Below are 17,478 nucleotides of genomic sequence, written 5' to 3' on the forward strand. Positions count from 1 at the left end.
TTCGCATGCGGCGCATGCGAACCCGCATCCGTCTGTCAGATCACTTCCTCCGACCAGGGGTCGGGGTTGCCGAAGCGGTGCGCGGTGATCGTCACGGACTGCTCGTGCAGGAACGGAAGCAGCTCGAGCCGGCCCGCGGTGGTCACCTCGTTGTCGTAGACCGCGAGGTCGGGGTCGCCGCCCACTGCCTGCGCGACGAGGCTGTGCAGCGCGGCGACCGAGTCGGCCTGGCCGATGAGCCGCACGCGCGCGGGCCGGGGCTCGGGGTCGGCGTCGGCGTCGGCGGCCGCTGCGACGATGTCGACGGCGGTGAAGCGCTCGAGCCACTGCTCGTCGGTCTCGACGAAGACGGCGACGTCCTCCTCCGCGAGCACGCGGCGCACGGCGGCGGGGAGGCCCACGGGCGCGCTGAGCGTCAGTCGCGATCCGGCGCGGAGGCCCGCGATCACGACACGCAGCACGGCCTGCCACGAGGCGTCCGCGGTGGCGCGCAGCGCAACCGACGGGATCGGGCGATAGCGGAACAGGTTGCGTTCGACGCCGAGGCCCGAGACGTCCTTCACCTGGCCGAACTCACGGTCCCACGCGATCGCGTCCGACAGGGCGCCGCGGCGGAGCCACTCGAAGGCTTCGTAGTCCAGCGACGGCTGGGCGGCCTCGATGAGTGCCGCGATGCGGGTGTCGAGACCTCGCAGGTGCAGCGTCGCCGACGCCGGGGCGCCGGAGGTCGCGCGCCAGCGGCCGAGGCCCACGAGGTAGTTGGGTCCGCCCGCCTTGGCGCCGGCGCCGACCGACGAGCGCTTCCAGCCGCCGAACGGCTGGCGCTGCACGATCGCGCCGGTGATGCCGCGGTTGACGTACAGGTTGCCCGCCTCCACACGGTCGAGCCACAGCGCGAGATCATCGGGGTTCTGGGTGTAGAGACCGGCGGTGAGTCCGTAGGCGACGGCGTTCTGGAGCTCGATCGCATGCGCGAGCGATGACGCGTGCATGATGCCGAGCACGGGTCCGAAGAACTCCTCGCGGTGGAAGCGCGAGCCGGGCTGCACACCGGTGCGGATACCGGGGGCCCAGAGCCGTCCATCGTACTCGGGCGCCGCGTCCACGCGCTTCGGCTCGACGAGCCAGGACTCCCCCTCGTCCAGAGTGGTGAGCGCCCATTCGAGCTTGCCGCGAGGCACCTCGACGACCGGGCCCACCTCGCTGAGCGGGTTCGATGGCGGTCCGACGCGCAGGGAGGTCGCAGCATCCACCAGCTGACGCGCGAAGCGCTGCGAGTGGCCGACCGGACCCACCAGGATCGCGAGCGATGCCGCGGAGCACTTCTGGCCGGCGTGGCCGAACGCGCTCTTGATGAGATCGGATGCCGCGAGGTCGAGGTCCGCGGTCGGCATGACGATCATCGCGTTCTTGCCGCTGGTCTCGGCGAGGAGCGGCAGATCGGGACGCCACGAGCGGAACAGAGCCGCCGTCTCCCACGCGCCGGTGAGAATCACCCGGTCGACATCGGGGTGCGACAGAAGGGTCTGCCCGAGTCCGCCCTCGTCGATGTCGACGAGCACGAAGACGTCGCGCGGCACGCCCGCCTCCCACAGCGCTTCGGCGACGACCGCGGCGCAGCGCCGTGCCTGCGGCGCCGGCTTGAAGACGACGCCCGAGCCCGCGGCGAGCGCCGCCAGCACGCCGCCCGCGGGGATCGCGATCGGGAAGTTCCACGGCGGGGTGACCACGGTGAGCCGGGCCGGCTCGAACACGGCGCCGCTCACGCGGTCGAGCTCGCGCGCGGTGGCGGCGTAGTAGTTCGCGAAGTCCACGGCCTCGCTCACCTCGACGTCGGCCTCGGCGAAGACCTTTCCGGTCTCAGAGGCGGCCACCTCGATGAGCTCGCCGCGGCGCGCCTCGAGCGCCCGGGCTGCGGCGGTCAGCACGGCGCTGCGCTCGGCCGCGGGGAGGGCGCCCCACGCCGGGGCGGCGTCGCGCACGCGCGCCACGATGCGCTGCAGCGTGGGCTCGTCGGTGACGCGCGCAGCCTCGACCGTGGCATCGCCGGTGCGCGAGGTCTCGATGCGGGACAGGATGCCGCGGGCCCACGCCCGGTTCGCCGGGAGGGCCGGATCGCTGTCGGCGGTGTTGCGGAATCCGGGCGCGCCCGCGACGTGAACGCCGGACTCGCGCGGCGCGAAGACCGCCGTCTCGACGAACGCCTCGGCGCCGAACACCTGCTCGGGGACGGAGCGCGCGACCGGCGCGGTGTCGCCGGGCACGGCCGAGCGCGCGATGCCGATCACGGCCTGGGTGAGACCGGCCTCGTCGGACGCCGCGGAGGCGCGGCGCAGGCGCGCCTGGGCCCGCGGGGCCTCGGCACCGGCGGCTTCTGTGCTCGCGGCCGCCTCGGCGGCGCGGTCCTGGTGCCGGTTCGGGCCGGTCGCGAGAGCAGGGTCGGCGGCGCGGGCGAGCGATGCGAGGAACCGGTCGCGCTCGCGGTCGAACATCGCGGGGTCGTCGGCGAGGTCGAAGGCGGCCGAGAGGAAGTTGTCGCTCGAGGCGTTCTCTTCGAGGCGTCGCACCAGGTAGCTGATGGCCACGTCGAACTCGTCGGGGCGCACCACCGGCACGTACAGCAGCACGTGGCCGACCTCGCGCGTGACCGCCTCGACCTGGCCCTGCGCCATGCCGAGCAGCATCTCGAACTCGACATCGGGGGACGCGCCAGCGGCGCCCGATGTCGCCTGCACTGATTCTGTCGAAGTGTCGCCCCGGACCCCGGCCTCGCCGGCGAGCAGCCACGCGTACGCGATGTCGAAGAGGTTGTGCCCGGCGACGCCGACCCGCACCGCTCGGGTGTGCGCCGGATCGAGCGCGAAGCGCAGGCAACGCACGTAGTTGGCGTCGGAGTCGACCTTCTCGCCGTAGGTCGCAAGGCTCCAGTCGTGCATGACGGCGTCGACACGCTCCATCGCGAGGTTGGCGCCCTTGACGAGGCGCACCTTGACGCGCGCGCCGCCGCCGTCGACGCGCTGCTGCGCCCACGCGGTGAGGCGCTCGAGCGCGGGCAGGGCGTCGGGGAGGTAGGCCTGCAGCACGATGCCGGCTTCGAGCTGCCGAAGGCGCGGGTCCTCGAGGAGGCGCGTGAACACCGCGATCGTGAGATCGAGGTCGCGGTACTCCTCCATGTCGAGGTTGATGAACGTCGGCGAGCTCTGCGAGCCGGCCTGCCCTGAGCTTGTCGAAGGGTCCGAGGCCGCGGTCAGGTACAGCGGCCGCAGGCGGTCCACGACCTTGTCGACCACCTCGTCGAACGCCCACATCGAGATGTGGCTGGCGATCGCCGAGACCTTCACCGAGACGTAGTCGACGTCGGGCCGGCGGATGAGATCGTGGATGCCCTCCAGCCGCCGCAGCGCCTCCTGCTCGCCCAGCACCGCCTCGCCCAGCAGGTTGAGGTTGAGTCGCGCGCCGCTCTCACGGAGCGCGGCGATCGCGGGACCGAGCTTGTCGGGCCGGGCGTCGACGACGAGGTGCCCGACCATCTCGCGCAGCACGCGGCGCGCGATCGGCACGACCGGCGAGGGCAGCACCGGCGCGACCGCGCCGCCCACGCGCACGGCGCCGCGCAGGTACCAGGGCAGGAACTCGGGTACGAGGGGGGCGACGCGATGGAGATGGGATGCCGCTGCCGACAAGCTCTCCGGACGCATCACGCCGTCGACGAACCCGATGGTGAAAGGCAGGCCGTTCGGGTCCTTGAGCACACCGGCCAGTCGTTGGGCGGCCGGATCGACCTCGACCTCTGCGCTCTCGGCGATCCATCGCTGCGCCAGGGCGACGGCCTGGCCGGCCAGGCGCTCGTCGGATCGGTCTTCCATTCGCACTCCAGCCGTCACGTCGTCGGACTCCGTGCTTCCAGCCTGCACCTCATCGTGCGCAATCGGCTCCACATGCTGCATGAGGTCAAGGGTGCGGCATCCATTCATTCGTGAAAAGCGATCATCTACGATTGATATTGTTCGAGATTCTCGATGGGATGACGATGTTCGAACTGCGACGCCTGCGACTGCTCCACGAACTCGCGCTGCGCGGCACGCTGGCGGCGGTCGCGGAGGCGCTCTCGTACAGCCCGTCGACGATCTCGCAGCAGCTCGCTCAGCTCGAGAAGGAGGCCGGGGTCGCGCTGCTGGCACCGGAAGGACGACGCGTTCGACTCACCGAGCATGGCCGCATCCTCGCGGCGCACGCGGCGCGGGCGCTCGATATCGACGAGCAGGCGCGTGGGGAGCTCGAGTCGCTGCATCCCGGTCTCGCGCCCGTCCGGGTCGCGGTCATGCAGACCGCGGCGCTCGCGATCGTGCCCGTCGCCCTCGCCCTGCTCGCCGAACGCGCACCCGCGCTGCGCGTGGAGCTCGTCGAGATGCCGCCGGAGCTCGGTCTGTTCGAGCTCACCGCCCGGGGCGTCGACCTCGTGATCGCCGAGCAGTATCCCGGACACACACGTGCCCACGCCGAGGGCCTCGAGCGCGACACGCTCGGCACCGATCCGATCCATCTGGCCGTGGCCTCCGTCGATCCGGCCCGTTCGCTCGACGACCTGCGGGAGCGTCCGTGGGTGATGGAGCCCGCCGGCACCGCCGCGCGCCTGTGGGCGGTGCAGCAGTGCCGGGCTGCCGGCTTCGAGCCCGATGTGCGGTACGAGCTGGCCGATCTCTCGGCCCATGCACGTCTGGTCGCGGCGGGACAGGCGGTCGCGGTGCTGCCCGACCTGCTGTGGGAGGGCTCGGCGATCCCGGTGTCGCTGCTCGATCTGCCCGGTCGCCCTGTGCGCGAGATCTTCACGGCCCAGCGCACAGCCTCCGGGGCGCGCGCGGGCATCCTCGAGGTGCGGCGCGCTCTGCACGACGCGTTTCCGCTGGGTCGGACGGATGCTGCGACCCCGCGCACCTGACGGGCAGGGCCGTCGTGCGGCGACGGGGTCGCAGCATCCGTGTCCCGTTCAGGCGCGTTCGGTGCGCTCGCGGCGTTCCGGCGGAGCGGGCGGCCGGGTGATCTCGTCGCTCGCGACCTCGTCGCGCGTGTCGGCGTGGCCGTGATGCCGGGCATCGGCGACGACATCGCGGGCGTCGGCCGACGGGGTCGCGGCGCTGGGGCCACGGGTGCTGTCGACGTAGGGGTCGACGTCGTCGGCCTTGCGCATCGCCTCCGCGTGCTGCCGGCGTAGGTCTTCGGCTTCGGCACGGTGGTCGTCGACGCGTCCCGCGCGGCGCTCGGCGTCCATCGACGCTTCGGCAGCACGGGCCTTCGCATCTTCCGCGGCCGCCGCTGCCGCCGCGGCGTCGGCGCGAGCGCGTGCCGCCTCGGCCTCGTGCTGACGTGCCTGCAGCTCGGTGTCGCGCGCCTCTTCGCGCATCTTCTCCGCGCGATCGTGCTGGTGCTCGCGACGACGTTCGCGACGCCCGCGCGCGGTCAGCAGCAGCGCGACGACGACGATCGCGAGTGCGATGACGACGCCGACGATGATCCAGATCAGGGTGGTCGTATCCACGGCTCCTCCTTCTCCCTCCGGCGCCGACGGGGTCGGCCGACGCCACCACTGTCAGGCAACCTGCGTCCTCCGCCTGCGGCAAACCCGTTGCGTGCGCACGCCGGTTGCGCTAGTGCCGGCGCTGCGCCCGCGGAGCAATAGGTTCCCGGCGCTCGCCCGCATAGGATGAGTCCTCTCGCCAACGCAGTTCCCCCCACCCGCCACGCCCCCCGAAGGACTCGCGTTGACAGATTCACCTGCCCTCCTCTTCGACCCGGACCGTCCCCGCGATGACGCCGAGACGCTCCGCCTGCAGGAGTGCTCGCAGGAGCAGCTCCGCACGATCGGACGCATACAGGCGCACGGCGCGCTGTTCGGAGTCGACGAGGCGACCGGTGTCGTGGTCGTCGCCAGCGAGAACATCGAGCACTGGCTCGGACGCGATCTGCGCGAGGCCGGCAGCGAGACCCTCTCGTGGGCGATCGGCCAGGGCCTGGCCGTCGATCCGGTGCGTGCGGAGTTCGAGGGCTCGCTCTACGACGTCATCGCGCATCGCGGCACGTCGCCCCTCATCGTCGAGCTCGAACCCGTCGTCCCCGAGCTCGACTACGTCCGCACAGGGGTCGTGGGCGCGATCCAGCGACTGGCGGGGATCACCGACCCCGACGATCTGCGGCAGCAGGCCGCCCGCGAGATCAAGGCCATCACGGGCTACGACCGGGTCCTGTGCTACGAGTTCCACGACGACGGGCACGGACAGGTCGTCGCCGACGAGCGCGAGCCCGACATGGAGCCGTACTTCGGGCTGCACTTCCCCTCGTCCGACATCCCCGCGCAGGCGCGCGCGCTGTACATCGAGAAGCGCTCACGCCTGATCGCCGACACGGAGGACCCGGGGCTCGCCCTCCACACGCTCCTGCCTGAGGACGCACCGCTCGACCTCGGGACCACCGAGCTGCGCGCCGTGTCGCCGCACCATCTCCAGTTCATGCGCAACATGGGGCAGGCGTCGACGGTGTCGTTCGGCCTCGTCAACGAGGACCGCCTCGTGGGGATGTTCACGTGTGCGCACCGCACGCCGCGACGCATTCCGGTGCTGCTCCGCCGGGCCCTCGAGGTGCTGGCGACCCAGGTCGTCACCCAGCTCGCCGCCGCCGAGCAGATCCGGCGTCTGCGCCGGCAGCTCGAGGCGCGGGAGCGGCGGATCGCCGTCATCGCACCGCTCTACGGCCGCGGGGATGTCGGCGCCGTGCTGATGAGCGGCGAGCGGACGGTGCTCGATGTGATCCCCGCCGGCGGCGCCGTGCTGCGGCTGGGCGACTCCTTCCACACCGTGGGTGTCGTTCCGCCCCCGGCGCGTCTGTTCGCGGTGGTCGACGAGCTCGGCCCGGGAAGGCTGCTGTGGGAGGCGCTGCCGATCGAACGGCCGGAGCTCGCGGTCGAGGTGCCGGGCGTCACCGGACTCCTCGTCGTCCCGCTCGGCGCCGACGGTGACGCACTCGTGTTCGTTCGCAGCGAGGTCTCGCGCACCGTCGACTGGCTCGGCGACCAGCGGCCGGAGAACCGCGACACGCCGCTCTCCCCTCGCCGGTCCTTTTCCGCCTGGCGCGAGAGCGTCACCGGTCGCAGCCTCCCGTGGGGCGAGCACGCGCAGGACGCGTTCGATCTCGGCGAGGAGATCCGGTCGGCCATGGTCGCCCGTGCCCAGGCGGAGCTCGCCGAGCTCGCGCTGCGAGACGCCCTCACCGGGCTGCACAACCGCCGGTTCCTGGACGACCGCCTGGACGAGCTGCTGCACGGCTCAGAGACCGCCGTGGCCGTCGTGTTCCTCGACCTCGACGACTTCAAGCTCATCAACGACACCCACGGTCACGAGATGGGCGACGCCGTCCTGGCGGCGATCGGTCGCCGGCTGAGCGGAGTGGCCCGCAGCTCCGACATCGTCGTGCGGCTGGGTGGGGACGAGTTCGTGATCGTGTGCGTCGATGCCGGACCGGAAGAGGCCGCCGCGATCGCGGGGAGGGCGCTGGCCGCGATCACCGAGCCGATCACCGTGCGGGGCGTCGAGGTCGGCGTGAACGCCTCCGCGGGCGTCGTGGCGGCCGAGCGCGGGATCTCTCCCGGAGGACTGCTGGATGCCGCGGATGCGGCGATGTACCGCGCGAAGCGCGACGGCGGCGGCCGCGTCTCAGCGTGACGGGAGGTCGGGCTCGGGGAGGACCCGCAGCCCGGCGGACGAGTTGGCGGCGTCGATCAGCTCCTGCAACCACAGCCTGTTGATCTCCGGCATCGGCCCCTCGTACTCGAACCGCAGCGGGGTCACCGACGAGATCCAGACGGCCTGACGCAGCGACGTGTCCTCGTCGACGTGGGCGAACGAGAGGTTCTCGCGACGCCGCAGCTTCGCCATGATGACCAGCTCGAGGTGAGCGAGGGTGCGATCGTCGATCGTGAAGGACGCCGGGGGTGCGCCGTAGTGAAGTATGCCCACGTATCGATCCTACGGGCGGGCGGGCCCAGGTACGCTGGGGCGATGGCGATCGTGAACCGGCTCACCGTCGATGGACGCGACTACTTCCTGCCCGACCCCGTGTCGGAGTTGAAGACCAAGATCCTCGAGGCGATCAAGGCGGGAGGCGGCTACGTGAACATCCCGCCGTTGCGCGGCGGCCCGGGCGTCGACATCCTGTTCTCCCCCGGCATGCCGGTGACGTGGTCGCAGTTCGAAGTCGGCGAGGCGCCCGCTCCGATCGACGAGCCCGCCGACGAGCTCGCCGACTACGAACTCTGACGCGCCGCTGCTCGCCGGTCAGACCGCGGCGAGCAGCGCGTCCATCTCCTCGGACGGCATGGGGAGCCCCCACAGGTAGCCTTGTCCGCGCTCACAGCCTCTCTCGCGGGAGCGCTCGAGGTCGGCGATGGTCTCGATGCCCTCCGCGAGCACGCGCCAGCCGTTCGCGGCGCTGCTCTCCACCACGGCGGCGATCGCGTCGTGGGCTTCGGCGTCCGTCCTCTGTGTGAGCGACCGGTCGATCTTGATCTCGTCGATCGGCAGGGCTTCCAGCATCGCCACGGTCGTGTCGCCGCCGGCGTAGTCGTCGACCGAGATCGAGACCCCCACGGACTGCAGCGTCTGCATCGCCGTGATCATCTCCGGGCGCAGCTGAGGCGTCGGCGCCTCGGTGATCTCGATCGTGAGCCCGGCGGGGTCGATGTCGAGCCCGTCCAGTCGCGCGACGACCGTGTCGGCGTAGCGTCTCGAGAAGTGCGCGGGAGAGGCGTTCACCGCGAGACCGAGCGGGTGTCCTGAATGGCGCCACAGCCTCACCTGCTCTGCCGAACGGTCGAAGACCTGCAGGTCCACCTCGTCGAGGAAATGCCCCTGCTCCGCAAGGCGGATGAAGGTGTCGGGCGGGACGGCGCCGAGGACGGCGTGGTTCCAGCGGCAGAGTGCCTCGACGGCGACCGGCGCGGTCGGCGCCGGAGCGTCGGACGGTCCTGCCGGAACGAGGTCGTACTGCGGCTGGAATGCGATCCACAGCTCGCCGGCCGAGAGTGCAGCGCGCAAGTCACGAGTGAGCTGGGGAGTACGGGGCATGCCACAAGAGTCGAGCAGATTCGCATCGAGGCGCAACACCGGACAAATGCCGAGAATCGGCGTATGATTCGCGTCGCCGCGGTCGCGGCCTCGATCGCACACGTCGCGGATCCCGAGGACTAAGGTGGGGGCGATGGGCACGCTCACCTACGACACCCGCGTCACGACGTCGATCGACGATCGGATCCTCGCGCATCTGCAGGCGGTCATCTGGGCCAAGCTGCGGCGCGGCGAGTCCTTCCCCTTCACGTGGAGCGACCCGACCCGCGCCGGCCTCGGACGCACGTCCGTATGGCTGAGTCCGAACGTGTCGCTGGCGTTCGAGTACTTCGGCGGCCGCCAGCCGCGTCTCAACCCCGCATGGGTGGAGGCCCTCACCAAGGCGGCGAATTCGCCCGCCGGCCTCACGATCGTGCCCGAACCCGACAATCCCGCAGCGCCGCAATAGTTCTGCTGACGCGTCAGCTCCAGACGCTGGGGGCCTCTGCTCGCGTGGGAGGGAGAGCGGATGCTGCCGCCCAGTCGTGCACCCATGCATCCACCTCCGGCACACCCTCGGGGCGGCCGACCGCCGCGAACAGCTCCTCGTGCGACAGGGTGCCGCCCGACCGCTTCATCATGCGGGCGCGGATGATCGCGCGGGCGTAGACCTCGCCGTCGACCACGGCGCGATGCTCGAGGTAGACCGCCTTGTCGTCGTGCCCGATCATGCGCGACTCGACGTCGAACTTCTGCCAGAGGTTCAGCGACTTGCGGAACGTCACGGTCTCGCTCGAGACGACGGCGTACCAGCCGTAGGTCTTCATGACGTCCCAGAGGCCCGTCCGCACGAGCAGGTCCCACCGGCCGAGGTCGAACAGCGACAGGTAGCGCCCATTGTTCATGTGACGCAGCAGGTCGATGTCGGTGAGCAGCGTGGTGAGCCGGATGCGGCTGATCTCGTTCGGGCCGAGGCGCCCACCGCGCCGCAGTCGCCGCCGCGCGCTCACCATCACGATCAGGGTCCGCCACATCACGTTCACGAGGTGCGATCGTAGCGATCCTCGACGGGCATGCCGATTCGGTTGTCGGATCCCGACAGTCGCCCCGCACAGAGTTCGCAGACGCTCGCTGACTGCGCAGGGTATCGGCGGATCGCTGCGAGGTTCGCGCGATTCTGCGAAGTCTGGGAGTGGACGGATGCCTCGCGCCGCGGCATCTGTCCGCGCAAGACGTACGTTCGCCACTGCGCGTTCACCGGGCGTTCGCCCGATTTCGGGTCTCGCGCCGACGCGCGTAGAGTCTGGCCATGGAAGCCGAAACCCAGACCGACATCGTCGTCCGTCCGGTGCGCGACGTTGACGCGGAGGCCCTCGGTCGCGTCCACGCGACCGCCTGGCACGAGACGTACGACCACCTCATCAGCAAGGCCGCCCTCGAGGCCGTCTCGCCCAAGCGCCTTGCCGAACTCTGGACGCACTGGGCCGTCCAGGGCCCCGAGTTCAAGATGTTCGCCGCCCTCGTGAACGGCGAGATCGTCGGATTCGCCGGCTCCGGTCCCGCGCGCGACAAGGACGCCCCGCGTTTCCGCGAGCTGTACTTCATCTACCTGCTCGACGCCCACCACGGCACCGGCATCGGCCAGAAGCTCTTCGACGCGGTCGTCGAGCCGGCAGAGGGCCTGTACCTGTGGGTCGCCGACGACAACCCGCGCGCGCACCGCTTCTACACGCGCAACGGCTTCGCGCTCGACGGCGCCACGCACACCGAGCCCTTCCTCGGCGAGACCCTCACCGAGGTGCGCTTCGTCCGCTGATCGACAGCTGTTCCGAGGGGCGTGTCCGGTTCGCCGGGCACGCCCCTCGGCCTTTCGCCAGGCGGCGCCGACGCGCCCGCGTATCCGGAAGACTGGAGCCATGCCGCCTCGCACCGCGCTCACCGTCTGGCCCCTCGAGGGCATCCCCGAGATCGAGGCGGGCGCCGACCTCGTCGAGGTCATCGCCCGCGCGGCGGACGACGAGCTGGCAGACGGCGACATCCTCGTCGTGACCTCGAAGATCGTCTCGAAGGCCGAGGGGCGCTTCGTCGTCGCCGACGACCGCGAAGACGCGATCACCTCCGAGACGGTGCGAGTCGTGGCATCCCGCAGCACCCCCAACGGCTCGACCACGCGCATCGTCCAGAATCGCCTCGGCATGGTCTCCGCAGCCGCCGGCGTCGACGCGTCGAACACCCCCGAGGGCACGGTGCTGCTGCTGCCGGTCGACCCCGACGCCTCCGCTCGCGCGATCGCGACCGGCCTGCGCGAGCGCCTCGGGGTCGAGGTCGGCGTCATCGTGTCGGACACGCTCGGGCGCGCCTGGCGCGAGGGCCAGACAGACCACGCGATCGGCGCCGGCGGCGTGCACGTCTTCGAGGATCTCCGCGGCGGCACGGATGCTGAGGGCCGCCCGCTCGTCGTCACCATGCCGTGCGTCGGCGACGAACTCGCAGCCACCGCGGACCTCGTCAAGGGCAAGGCCGCCCGGCGCCCCGTCGCCGTGGTGCGCGGGCGTGCCGACCTCGTCGGCGCCCTGGACCTGCCCGGCGCCCGCTCGATCGTGCGGCCTCTCGAGAAGGACATGTTCCGCCTCGGTGCCGACGAGGCCTACGCCGAGGGGTACGCGGCCGGTCATGCCGCGGGCCGCGATGCCGAGGCAGAGGCGTTCAGCTCCGGCCCCTGATCGCGGCCCGGGGCGGCAGCATCCGTCCCCCCTCCCGGCGCGCGAGGAACCGCGAACGCGCGAAGAAGCCACGGGAGGGGGGTTTCTCACCCCGCGCGTGCTTTCTCGAGGACCGACCCGCCGTCGCGGAGCGCGACGACGGGTCGGAGACGGATGCTGCGGCTCAGCGCCCGGACTTCAGCACGGCCTGACCGGCCGAGACTTGAACGGTGATGGTGCTCGAGGCATCGGGCGTCGAGCCGATGCCGTTGTCGAACTCACCGGCGGAGACCTCGGAGCGCACGTCGTACTCACCCTCGGGCACGGTGAGCCGCAGCGAACCGGCGCTGACGTCGAGGTCGACCGCATCCGGCTGCGTCCCCGTGAGCGTTGCGTCGAGGGAGCCTGCGCTCACCGTGAGGTCGGCCTCGCTCACGCCCTCGAGCTCGAGCGTGCCGCGTCCGGCGCTCACATCGGCGCTGAGCGACTCCGCCGAACCCGAGACGTCGAACGACCCGGCCGCGAGCGAGAGGTCGAGCTCACCGAACTCGCCGTCGGTGACGAACTCGCCGGCCGCGAGCGACACGCTCGCGTCGAGGCCGTCGAGCGACGACGGCAGCCGCAGCACGGCGTCCGCTCCCCCGTCGCCGAACCAGCCGCGCCAGCCGAACCAGCCGAAGCGATCGGGCGACGAGACCTGCAGCGTGTCGCCGTCGCGCTCGAGGCGCCACGCGTCGGCGTCCCACGAGCTGGTCACCTCGAGCTCCGCCTCCGGCACGTCGGTGAACTCGACGCGCAGCGTGCCGGCGGCGGCATCGACGTTCAGCTCTTCGACGCCGGCGATGTCGACCGCGCGGGTGGAGGTGTGGACGGATGCCGAGGCGATCGTGCTGACGGCGGCGGAGATCGTCGCGCCCAGGAGCACGATGCCGCCCAGCACGATCACGACGATCGCGACGGCACGCGATCCACCGGAGGAGGGGCGCGGCGGTTCGACGGGGGTGTCGGGCACCACGGGAGGAGGCGTCAGGGTCGTGCTCATCGGTTCGTTCCTGTCTGCGGCCCGCGGCCGCTGGGTGCGGTGGGAGCCGGCGGCGTCGGGCCGCCGTGCTCGAGGTGGGCGATCGCGGCGAGCACGCGCCGGTTGCCCGATTCGTCGGGTTCGAGGTCCAGCTTCTGGAAGACCGCGGTGATGTGCTTCTCGACACTGCCCTCGGTGACGTGGAGGGTCTTGGCGATGGCCTGGTTGGAGCGTCCCTCCGCGATCAGGGCGAGCACCGAGGCCTCGCGTTCGGTGAGGCGCAGCATCCGTTCATCCCTCGTCCTGCGGCTGAGCAGCTGTGCCACGACCTCCGGGTCGAGCACCGTGGCACCGGCCGCGATGCGCTCGATCGCCTCGAGGAAGTCGGTGACGTCGGCGACGCGGTCCTTGAGGAGGTAGCCGAGGGCGCCGCCGCTGGACGAGATGAGGTCGGCGGCGTAGCGCTCCTCGACGTACTGCGAGAGCACGAGCACCGCGAGCCGGGGCAGCCGGGCCCGCAGCGACAGCGCGGCGCGGATGCCCTCGTCCACCCACGTCGGCGGCAGCCGCACGTCGAGGATGCACAGGTCGGGCGCCGTCTCGTCGACGGTCTCGTCGAGCGCCGAGGCGTCGGGCAGGGCCGCGACCACCTCGTGGCCGGCGTCTTCGAGCACCCGTACCAGGCCGGCGCGCAGCAGCGCCGAGTCCTCGCAGATCAGGATGCGCACGGGATGCTCACCTCCACGCTCGTGGGCCCGCCGGCGGGGCTGTCGATGCGGGCCTCGCCGCCGGCCGCGAGCACGCGGTTGACGATGCCGTCGAGGCCCCCGCCGGGGATCACCCGTGCGCCGCCCACGCCGTTGTCTTCGACGCGGGCCCAGAGCGTTCCGGGCTCGCGCATTCGTGCGACGACGCGCACCTCGGTCGCCCGCGAGTGCTTGGCGGCGTTGGTGAGGGCTTCGGCGATCACGAAGTACGCGGCGGCCTCGGTGTCGCGACTGCAGCGGCCGTCGAGACGGACGTCGGTGTGCACCGGCACGACCGACCGGGCGACGAGCGCCGAGATGGCGGCGTCGAGACCGCGATCGTCGAGGACGGAGGTGTGGATGCCGCGTGCCAGTTGCCGCAGCTCGGTGATGGCCGCCTTCGTCGAGGTGTGCGCCTCGGTGATGAGGGCCTTCGCCGCTTCGGGGTCGGCGTCGATCTTCTGCTGCGCGAGGCCGAGGGTCATGCCGACCGAGACCAGGCGGGGCTGCACGCCGTCGTGGAGGTCGCGCTCGATGCGCGTGCGCTCGACGTCGGCGGCACGGACCGCACCGGCGTGCTGCTGGCTCGACACGCGGGCCGCGGCGGCGAGCTGCGCCTCGCGCGAGGGGACCATGATCGCCCGCGCGATGATGCCGTGGAGCACCCCGAGTCCGATGAGGGCCGCGGCCGAGAAGAGCGCGGCGAAGATGCCCACCGGAACCGCCCAGGCGAGCGGCACCTCGATCCCGGTGCGCGCGAGGCGCACGGCGCTGGCGTCGGCGAAGAGCGGCGCGAACGCGAGCACCGCGCCCGACACGAGGATTCCGGCGAGGGCCACGACGACCCAGCCGAGGATCGTCGCGATCGCCAGGTTCGCGATGGCGCGCCACGTGCCGGGGTCGATCGTCTGCATCCAGAGGGTGCGGAGGAAGCCGCCGAATCCGGGGCGGCCGCTCGAGCGCGGTCGCAGTCGCGGAAGCCCGAACCGGTACAGGCCGTCGACCCGCTCGGTCTCGAGCCAGGCGAGGGCGAAGAGCACGTAGACGAGCCCGACCAGCACCACGAGGCCGATGCCGAGCACGAACACGAGTCCGATGCCGACGCCGAGGAGCGTGAAGAGGAGGGAGAACGCCGCGGCGCCGATCACGCCGAGGGCCGCGAGCTGCGCGATGGCGCCCGCCACCTGGGCGGGCCGCGTCACCGGGCGGACGGGAGGAGAGTCCGAGGAGGTCATGTCACCAAAGTTAGGCGCGTGCGCCGCGCCGCGCGCCCGAGGCATCCGGAGACTTCTCTTCGGGTTATCCCCCTCCCCGGCTCCGTCGTTCCCGGGCCTCAGTCGGGTTCGGGGCGCATTTCCTCCGTTGGGGCGCACATTCTCCGCCCCAAGGGAGAGATCACGCCCCAAACCCGGGAGGGCCGGGGGCAGAGCGTCGGAGGCACGGGCTAGGGTTGCGACGATGCCAGCCGCCAGATCCCGCAAGACCCAGGGCACGCAGCCGCCCTCCTTCGATTTCGACGCATCGGCGCTCGGCGCGCTCGACGCCGGCGATGACGACATGCTCGACACCGGCCGCCTCGACGGCGTCGCGTACGCGGGCATCACCCGCGACACCTGGCAGCTCGAATCGGGCGCCACCGTCGAGGCCTGCCGGTTCGACGGCCTCGACCTCGGCACCTGGTCGGCGCGCGGTGCCCATCTCGTCGAGTCCGTGTTCACCGGCGCGAACGTGCCCGCCGTCTCCGCGGCGCGCGGCGGCTGGCGCGACGTGGAGTTCCAGGGCAGCAGGCTCGGCTCGCTCGAGGCGTTCGACGCGGCGTGGCGCGGCATCCGCTTCACCCGCTGCAAGCTCGGGTACGTGAACCTCCGCGGCGCCGAGCTGCTCGACGTCGCCTTCGTCGACTGCACCATCGACGAGATGGACCTGCTGGATGCTGCGGCCCGCCGCGTCGCGTTCGACGGCGTCCGCATCGGCACGCTGAACGCGAGCGGCGCCCGGCTCACCGACGTCGATCTGCGCGGCGCCGACCTCGGCCAGGTGATCGGGATGGACGGGCTTCGCGGCGCGACCATCTCACCCGATCAGCTGCAGCGCATGGCACCGGCCCTCGCGGGCCTCGCCGGGATCGTCGTCGAGTAGGCCGGTCGCGTCAGCGGCCGGTCACCTTGCCGAACAGGCGGGCGATCGGTGCCAGCACGAGCGGCCGGGCGGCCACCCAGGCGGCAGCGATGACGACGAGCGAGGCGACGAAGAACCAGAAGCCGGTCCAGTTGTCGGCGTACGCGTCCGGGTCGACCGAGCCCTGCGCGGCGTACATGTGGTTGAGGTTGCGCAGCGCCCCGGTGGCGAACACCAGGAACACGTGCACGGCGATGAAGGCGACGAAGTACAGCATCACCGGGAAGTGCACGGCGCGCGCCCACTCCACCGGATAGGCCTTGTTCAGCCGGGCCGCGTTCTTCGGCCACACGTGGCTCATCCGCACGCCGGTCGCGATCGCCAGCGGCGCGGCCAGGAACACGGTCGCGAAGTACGCGAGCTGCTGCAGCGAGTTGTAGTTCACCCAGCCGTTCTCGGTCGGCCAGTCCAGCGACACGTACTGCAGCCCCGCCGAGACCGCGTTCGGGAACACCTCCCACGACGTGGGCACGATCTTCATCCACTGCCCCGTCACGAACAGCAGCACCACGAAGATCACGCCGTTGACGATCCACAGCAGATCCAGCGACTGGTGGAACCACAGGCTCAGGCTCATCTTGCGCCGGCCGTTGCTGCGCGGCGACCAGAACACGCTCGGCCGCTTGTCGTTGCGGACCTGCAGACCGGTGCGGATGATCAGCACCATCAGGAACACGTTGAAGAAGTGCTGCCACCCGAGCCACGCGGGGACGCCGACGGGCGCTCCCTCGGGAAGGTGGTACTCGCCCGGGTAGGAGGCGAGGAAGTCCACACCCCACTGCGTCGAGAGCAGCCAGCGGACCGCGAACACCGCCATGCCCGCCGCGTACAGCAGTCCGGCGCCGCCGACGATGACCGCGCCGGCCCACTGGCCACGGGTGAACGGGCCGATGCGCTTGGGCTCCACCGTGGCCGCCGGTCGGGTGCGCGCGGCTCTGCCCGCCCACACGGTGCGGCGGAACGGCAGCGGCTGAGACAGCGGGACGCCGGTGGCTGTGCGAGGTCCTGCGGGCGCCGCGGTTTCGATGGGGACGGATGCTGCCACCTCGACGGGTGCTGCCACCTCGACGGGTGCTGCCGCCGGCGCTTCCGCAGCCGGCGGGGGCGCAGCATCCGTCACCGCTGCAACGGTCACGGTCGGCGCGAAGCCTGCCGGCGGCCACGGCTCGCCGCCGGCCACGCGGGGAAGCCCGCGGCGCAGCGCCTTCGCACCCTCACCCGCGGCCGAAGGTGTCACCTCTTGCGCGGCCTCCGCGCCCGCGGCGACCACAGGTGCCACCTCCTCCTCGGTCGCACCCTCGGAAGGTGTCACTTCTGGTCGCGTGGCAGCCGCGGTGGCGGCGACAGCTGCCACTTCCGCGGTGGCACGTGCCGCAGCGGCCGGGACAACGCCCGCCGGCGGCCACGGCTCGCCGCCGGGTACGCGCGGCAGGCCGCGACGCACAGCGCGCGCCCCGGGCGCCGACGCCACGGGGGTCGCGACGCGCGGCGTCGCCGCATCCGCTCCCGGGTGTTGCGTCACCTGAGTCTCGGGGACCGTGGCCGCGGCGACCTCGGGAGTCAGGCCGCGCGGGGTCGAGTCCGATTCCACGTGCTGCGCCGCCTCGACGAGCGGCGCCCCCGCGGGCGCGACGCCGTTGCCGTTCGTGCCGGGCGCGGCGCCGGCGGGGGGCCAGGGCTCGCCGCCGGGCACGCGCGGCAGACCGCGCCGCACCGAGGAACCGAACGTCGCCATGCCG

Annotated in this window: 16 protein-coding genes; 7 read left to right on the plus strand and 9 right to left on the minus strand. The window is 71.9% G+C overall.

All coding sequences use genetic code 11. The annotated features are described in order from the left end of the window. Positions 1–35 precede the first annotated feature (35 nt). Complete coding sequence (locus tag ACEYYH_RS19125; protein ID WP_374975883.1) at positions 36–3,866, minus strand: proline dehydrogenase family protein; 3,831 nt, start codon at positions 3,864–3,866, stop codon at positions 36–38. Positions 3,867–4,030: 164 nt separating this feature from the next. Here ACEYYH_RS19125 and ACEYYH_RS19130 point away from each other — a divergent pair, with 164 nt between their 5' ends. Next, positions 4,031–4,939 (plus strand): LysR family transcriptional regulator, encoded by a 909-nt coding sequence (locus tag ACEYYH_RS19130; RefSeq protein ID WP_374978262.1) that lies wholly within the window; start codon positions 4,031–4,033, stop codon positions 4,937–4,939. A 48-nt stretch (positions 4,940–4,987) separates the two neighbouring features. On the opposite strand, the gene ACEYYH_RS19135 is transcribed toward ACEYYH_RS19130, so the two are convergent. Further along, positions 4,988–5,536 (minus strand): hypothetical protein, encoded by a 549-nt coding sequence (locus ACEYYH_RS19135; RefSeq protein WP_374975884.1) that lies wholly within the window; start codon positions 5,534–5,536, stop codon positions 4,988–4,990. A gap of 223 nt (positions 5,537–5,759) precedes the next feature. Between ACEYYH_RS19135 and ACEYYH_RS19140 the strand changes: the two genes are divergently transcribed. After that, complete coding sequence (locus tag ACEYYH_RS19140) at positions 5,760–7,712, plus strand: diguanylate cyclase domain-containing protein (protein WP_374975885.1); 1,953 nt, start codon at positions 5,760–5,762, stop codon at positions 7,710–7,712. Here ACEYYH_RS19140 and ACEYYH_RS19145 read toward each other — a convergent pair. Then, entirely contained in the window at positions 7,704–8,006 is a 303-nt protein-coding gene (locus ACEYYH_RS19145) for a hypothetical protein (RefSeq protein WP_374975886.1), read from the minus strand. The two genes, ACEYYH_RS19140 and ACEYYH_RS19145, sit on opposite strands and share 9 nt — an antisense overlap. A 42-nt stretch (positions 8,007–8,048) precedes the next feature. On the opposite strand from ACEYYH_RS19145, the gene ACEYYH_RS19150 reads away from it, so the two are divergent. Continuing rightward, positions 8,049–8,306, plus strand: coding sequence for a hypothetical protein (locus ACEYYH_RS19150; RefSeq protein WP_116195566.1), 258 nt, complete (start codon positions 8,049–8,051; stop codon positions 8,304–8,306). An 18-nt stretch (positions 8,307–8,324) separates the two neighbouring features. On the opposite strand, the gene ACEYYH_RS19155 is transcribed toward ACEYYH_RS19150, so the two are convergent. Further along, a complete protein-coding gene (locus ACEYYH_RS19155; RefSeq protein ID WP_374975887.1) occupies positions 8,325–9,113 on the minus strand; it encodes an EAL domain-containing protein in 789 nt (262 codons plus the stop codon). Positions 9,114–9,246: 133 nt separating this feature from the next. On the opposite strand from ACEYYH_RS19155, the gene ACEYYH_RS19160 reads away from it, so the two are divergent. Beyond that, positions 9,247–9,561, plus strand: a complete 315-nt coding sequence (locus ACEYYH_RS19160) for a hypothetical protein (protein WP_045299714.1) — start codon at positions 9,247–9,249, stop codon at positions 9,559–9,561. A 13-nt stretch (positions 9,562–9,574) separates the two neighbouring features. Here the strand turns inward: ACEYYH_RS19160 and ACEYYH_RS19165 are convergent, their stop codons facing one another. Next, positions 9,575–10,135 carry a thioesterase family protein gene (locus ACEYYH_RS19165; protein ID WP_374975888.1) on the minus strand — a complete coding sequence of 187 codons (561 nt, stop codon included), beginning with the start codon at positions 10,133–10,135 and terminating at the stop codon, positions 9,575–9,577. A 266-nt stretch (positions 10,136–10,401) separates the two neighbouring features. Between ACEYYH_RS19165 and ACEYYH_RS19170 the strand changes: the two genes are divergently transcribed. Both ACEYYH_RS19170 and cofE read left to right on the plus strand, forming a co-directional pair. Continuing rightward, positions 10,402–10,908: a GNAT family N-acetyltransferase gene (locus ACEYYH_RS19170; protein WP_045299709.1), complete on the plus strand. Its 507-nt coding sequence runs from the start codon at positions 10,402–10,404 to the stop codon at positions 10,906–10,908. Between the two features lie 100 nt (positions 10,909–11,008). Next, on the plus strand, positions 11,009–11,815 hold the full coding sequence (cofE, locus tag ACEYYH_RS19175; protein ID WP_374975889.1) for a coenzyme F420-0:L-glutamate ligase: 807 nt from the start codon (positions 11,009–11,011) through the stop codon (positions 11,813–11,815). 163 nt (positions 11,816–11,978) lie between these two features. Here the strand turns inward: cofE and ACEYYH_RS19180 are convergent, their stop codons facing one another. The 3 genes from ACEYYH_RS19180 to ACEYYH_RS19190 are packed head-to-tail and all read right to left on the minus strand — an operon-like array spanning position 11,979 to position 14,796. After that, positions 11,979–12,836, minus strand: coding sequence for a DUF4097 family beta strand repeat-containing protein (locus tag ACEYYH_RS19180; protein ID WP_374975890.1), 858 nt, complete (start codon positions 12,834–12,836; stop codon positions 11,979–11,981). Continuing rightward, positions 12,833–13,543, minus strand: coding sequence for a response regulator transcription factor (locus tag ACEYYH_RS19185; RefSeq protein WP_116195560.1), 711 nt, complete (start codon positions 13,541–13,543; stop codon positions 12,833–12,835). Before ACEYYH_RS19185 ends, ACEYYH_RS19180 begins: the two co-directional genes overlap by 4 nt. Continuing rightward, the gene (locus tag ACEYYH_RS19190; protein WP_374975891.1) at positions 13,531–14,796 is read right to left on the minus strand and encodes a sensor histidine kinase; all 1,266 of its coding nucleotides are present in this window, start codon (positions 14,794–14,796) and stop codon (positions 13,531–13,533) included. The genes ACEYYH_RS19185 and ACEYYH_RS19190 overlap by 13 nt, the downstream gene beginning before the upstream one ends. 223 nt (positions 14,797–15,019) lie before the next feature. On the opposite strand from ACEYYH_RS19190, the gene ACEYYH_RS19195 reads away from it, so the two are divergent. After that, a complete protein-coding gene (locus ACEYYH_RS19195) occupies positions 15,020–15,700 on the plus strand; it encodes a pentapeptide repeat-containing protein (protein WP_374975892.1) in 681 nt (226 codons plus the stop codon). 10 nt (positions 15,701–15,710) lie between these two features. Here ACEYYH_RS19195 and ACEYYH_RS19200 read toward each other — a convergent pair whose 3' ends face one another. Beyond that, positions 15,711–17,474, minus strand: a complete 1,764-nt coding sequence (locus ACEYYH_RS19200; protein ID WP_374975893.1) for a cytochrome b/b6 domain-containing protein — start codon at positions 17,472–17,474, stop codon at positions 15,711–15,713. Positions 17,475–17,478 lie beyond the last annotated feature (4 nt).

Origin of the sequence: Microbacterium trichothecenolyticum, from assembly GCF_041938625.1 — a bacterium.
GTDB lineage: Bacteria > Actinomycetota > Actinomycetes > Actinomycetales > Microbacteriaceae > Microbacterium > Microbacterium trichothecenolyticum_D.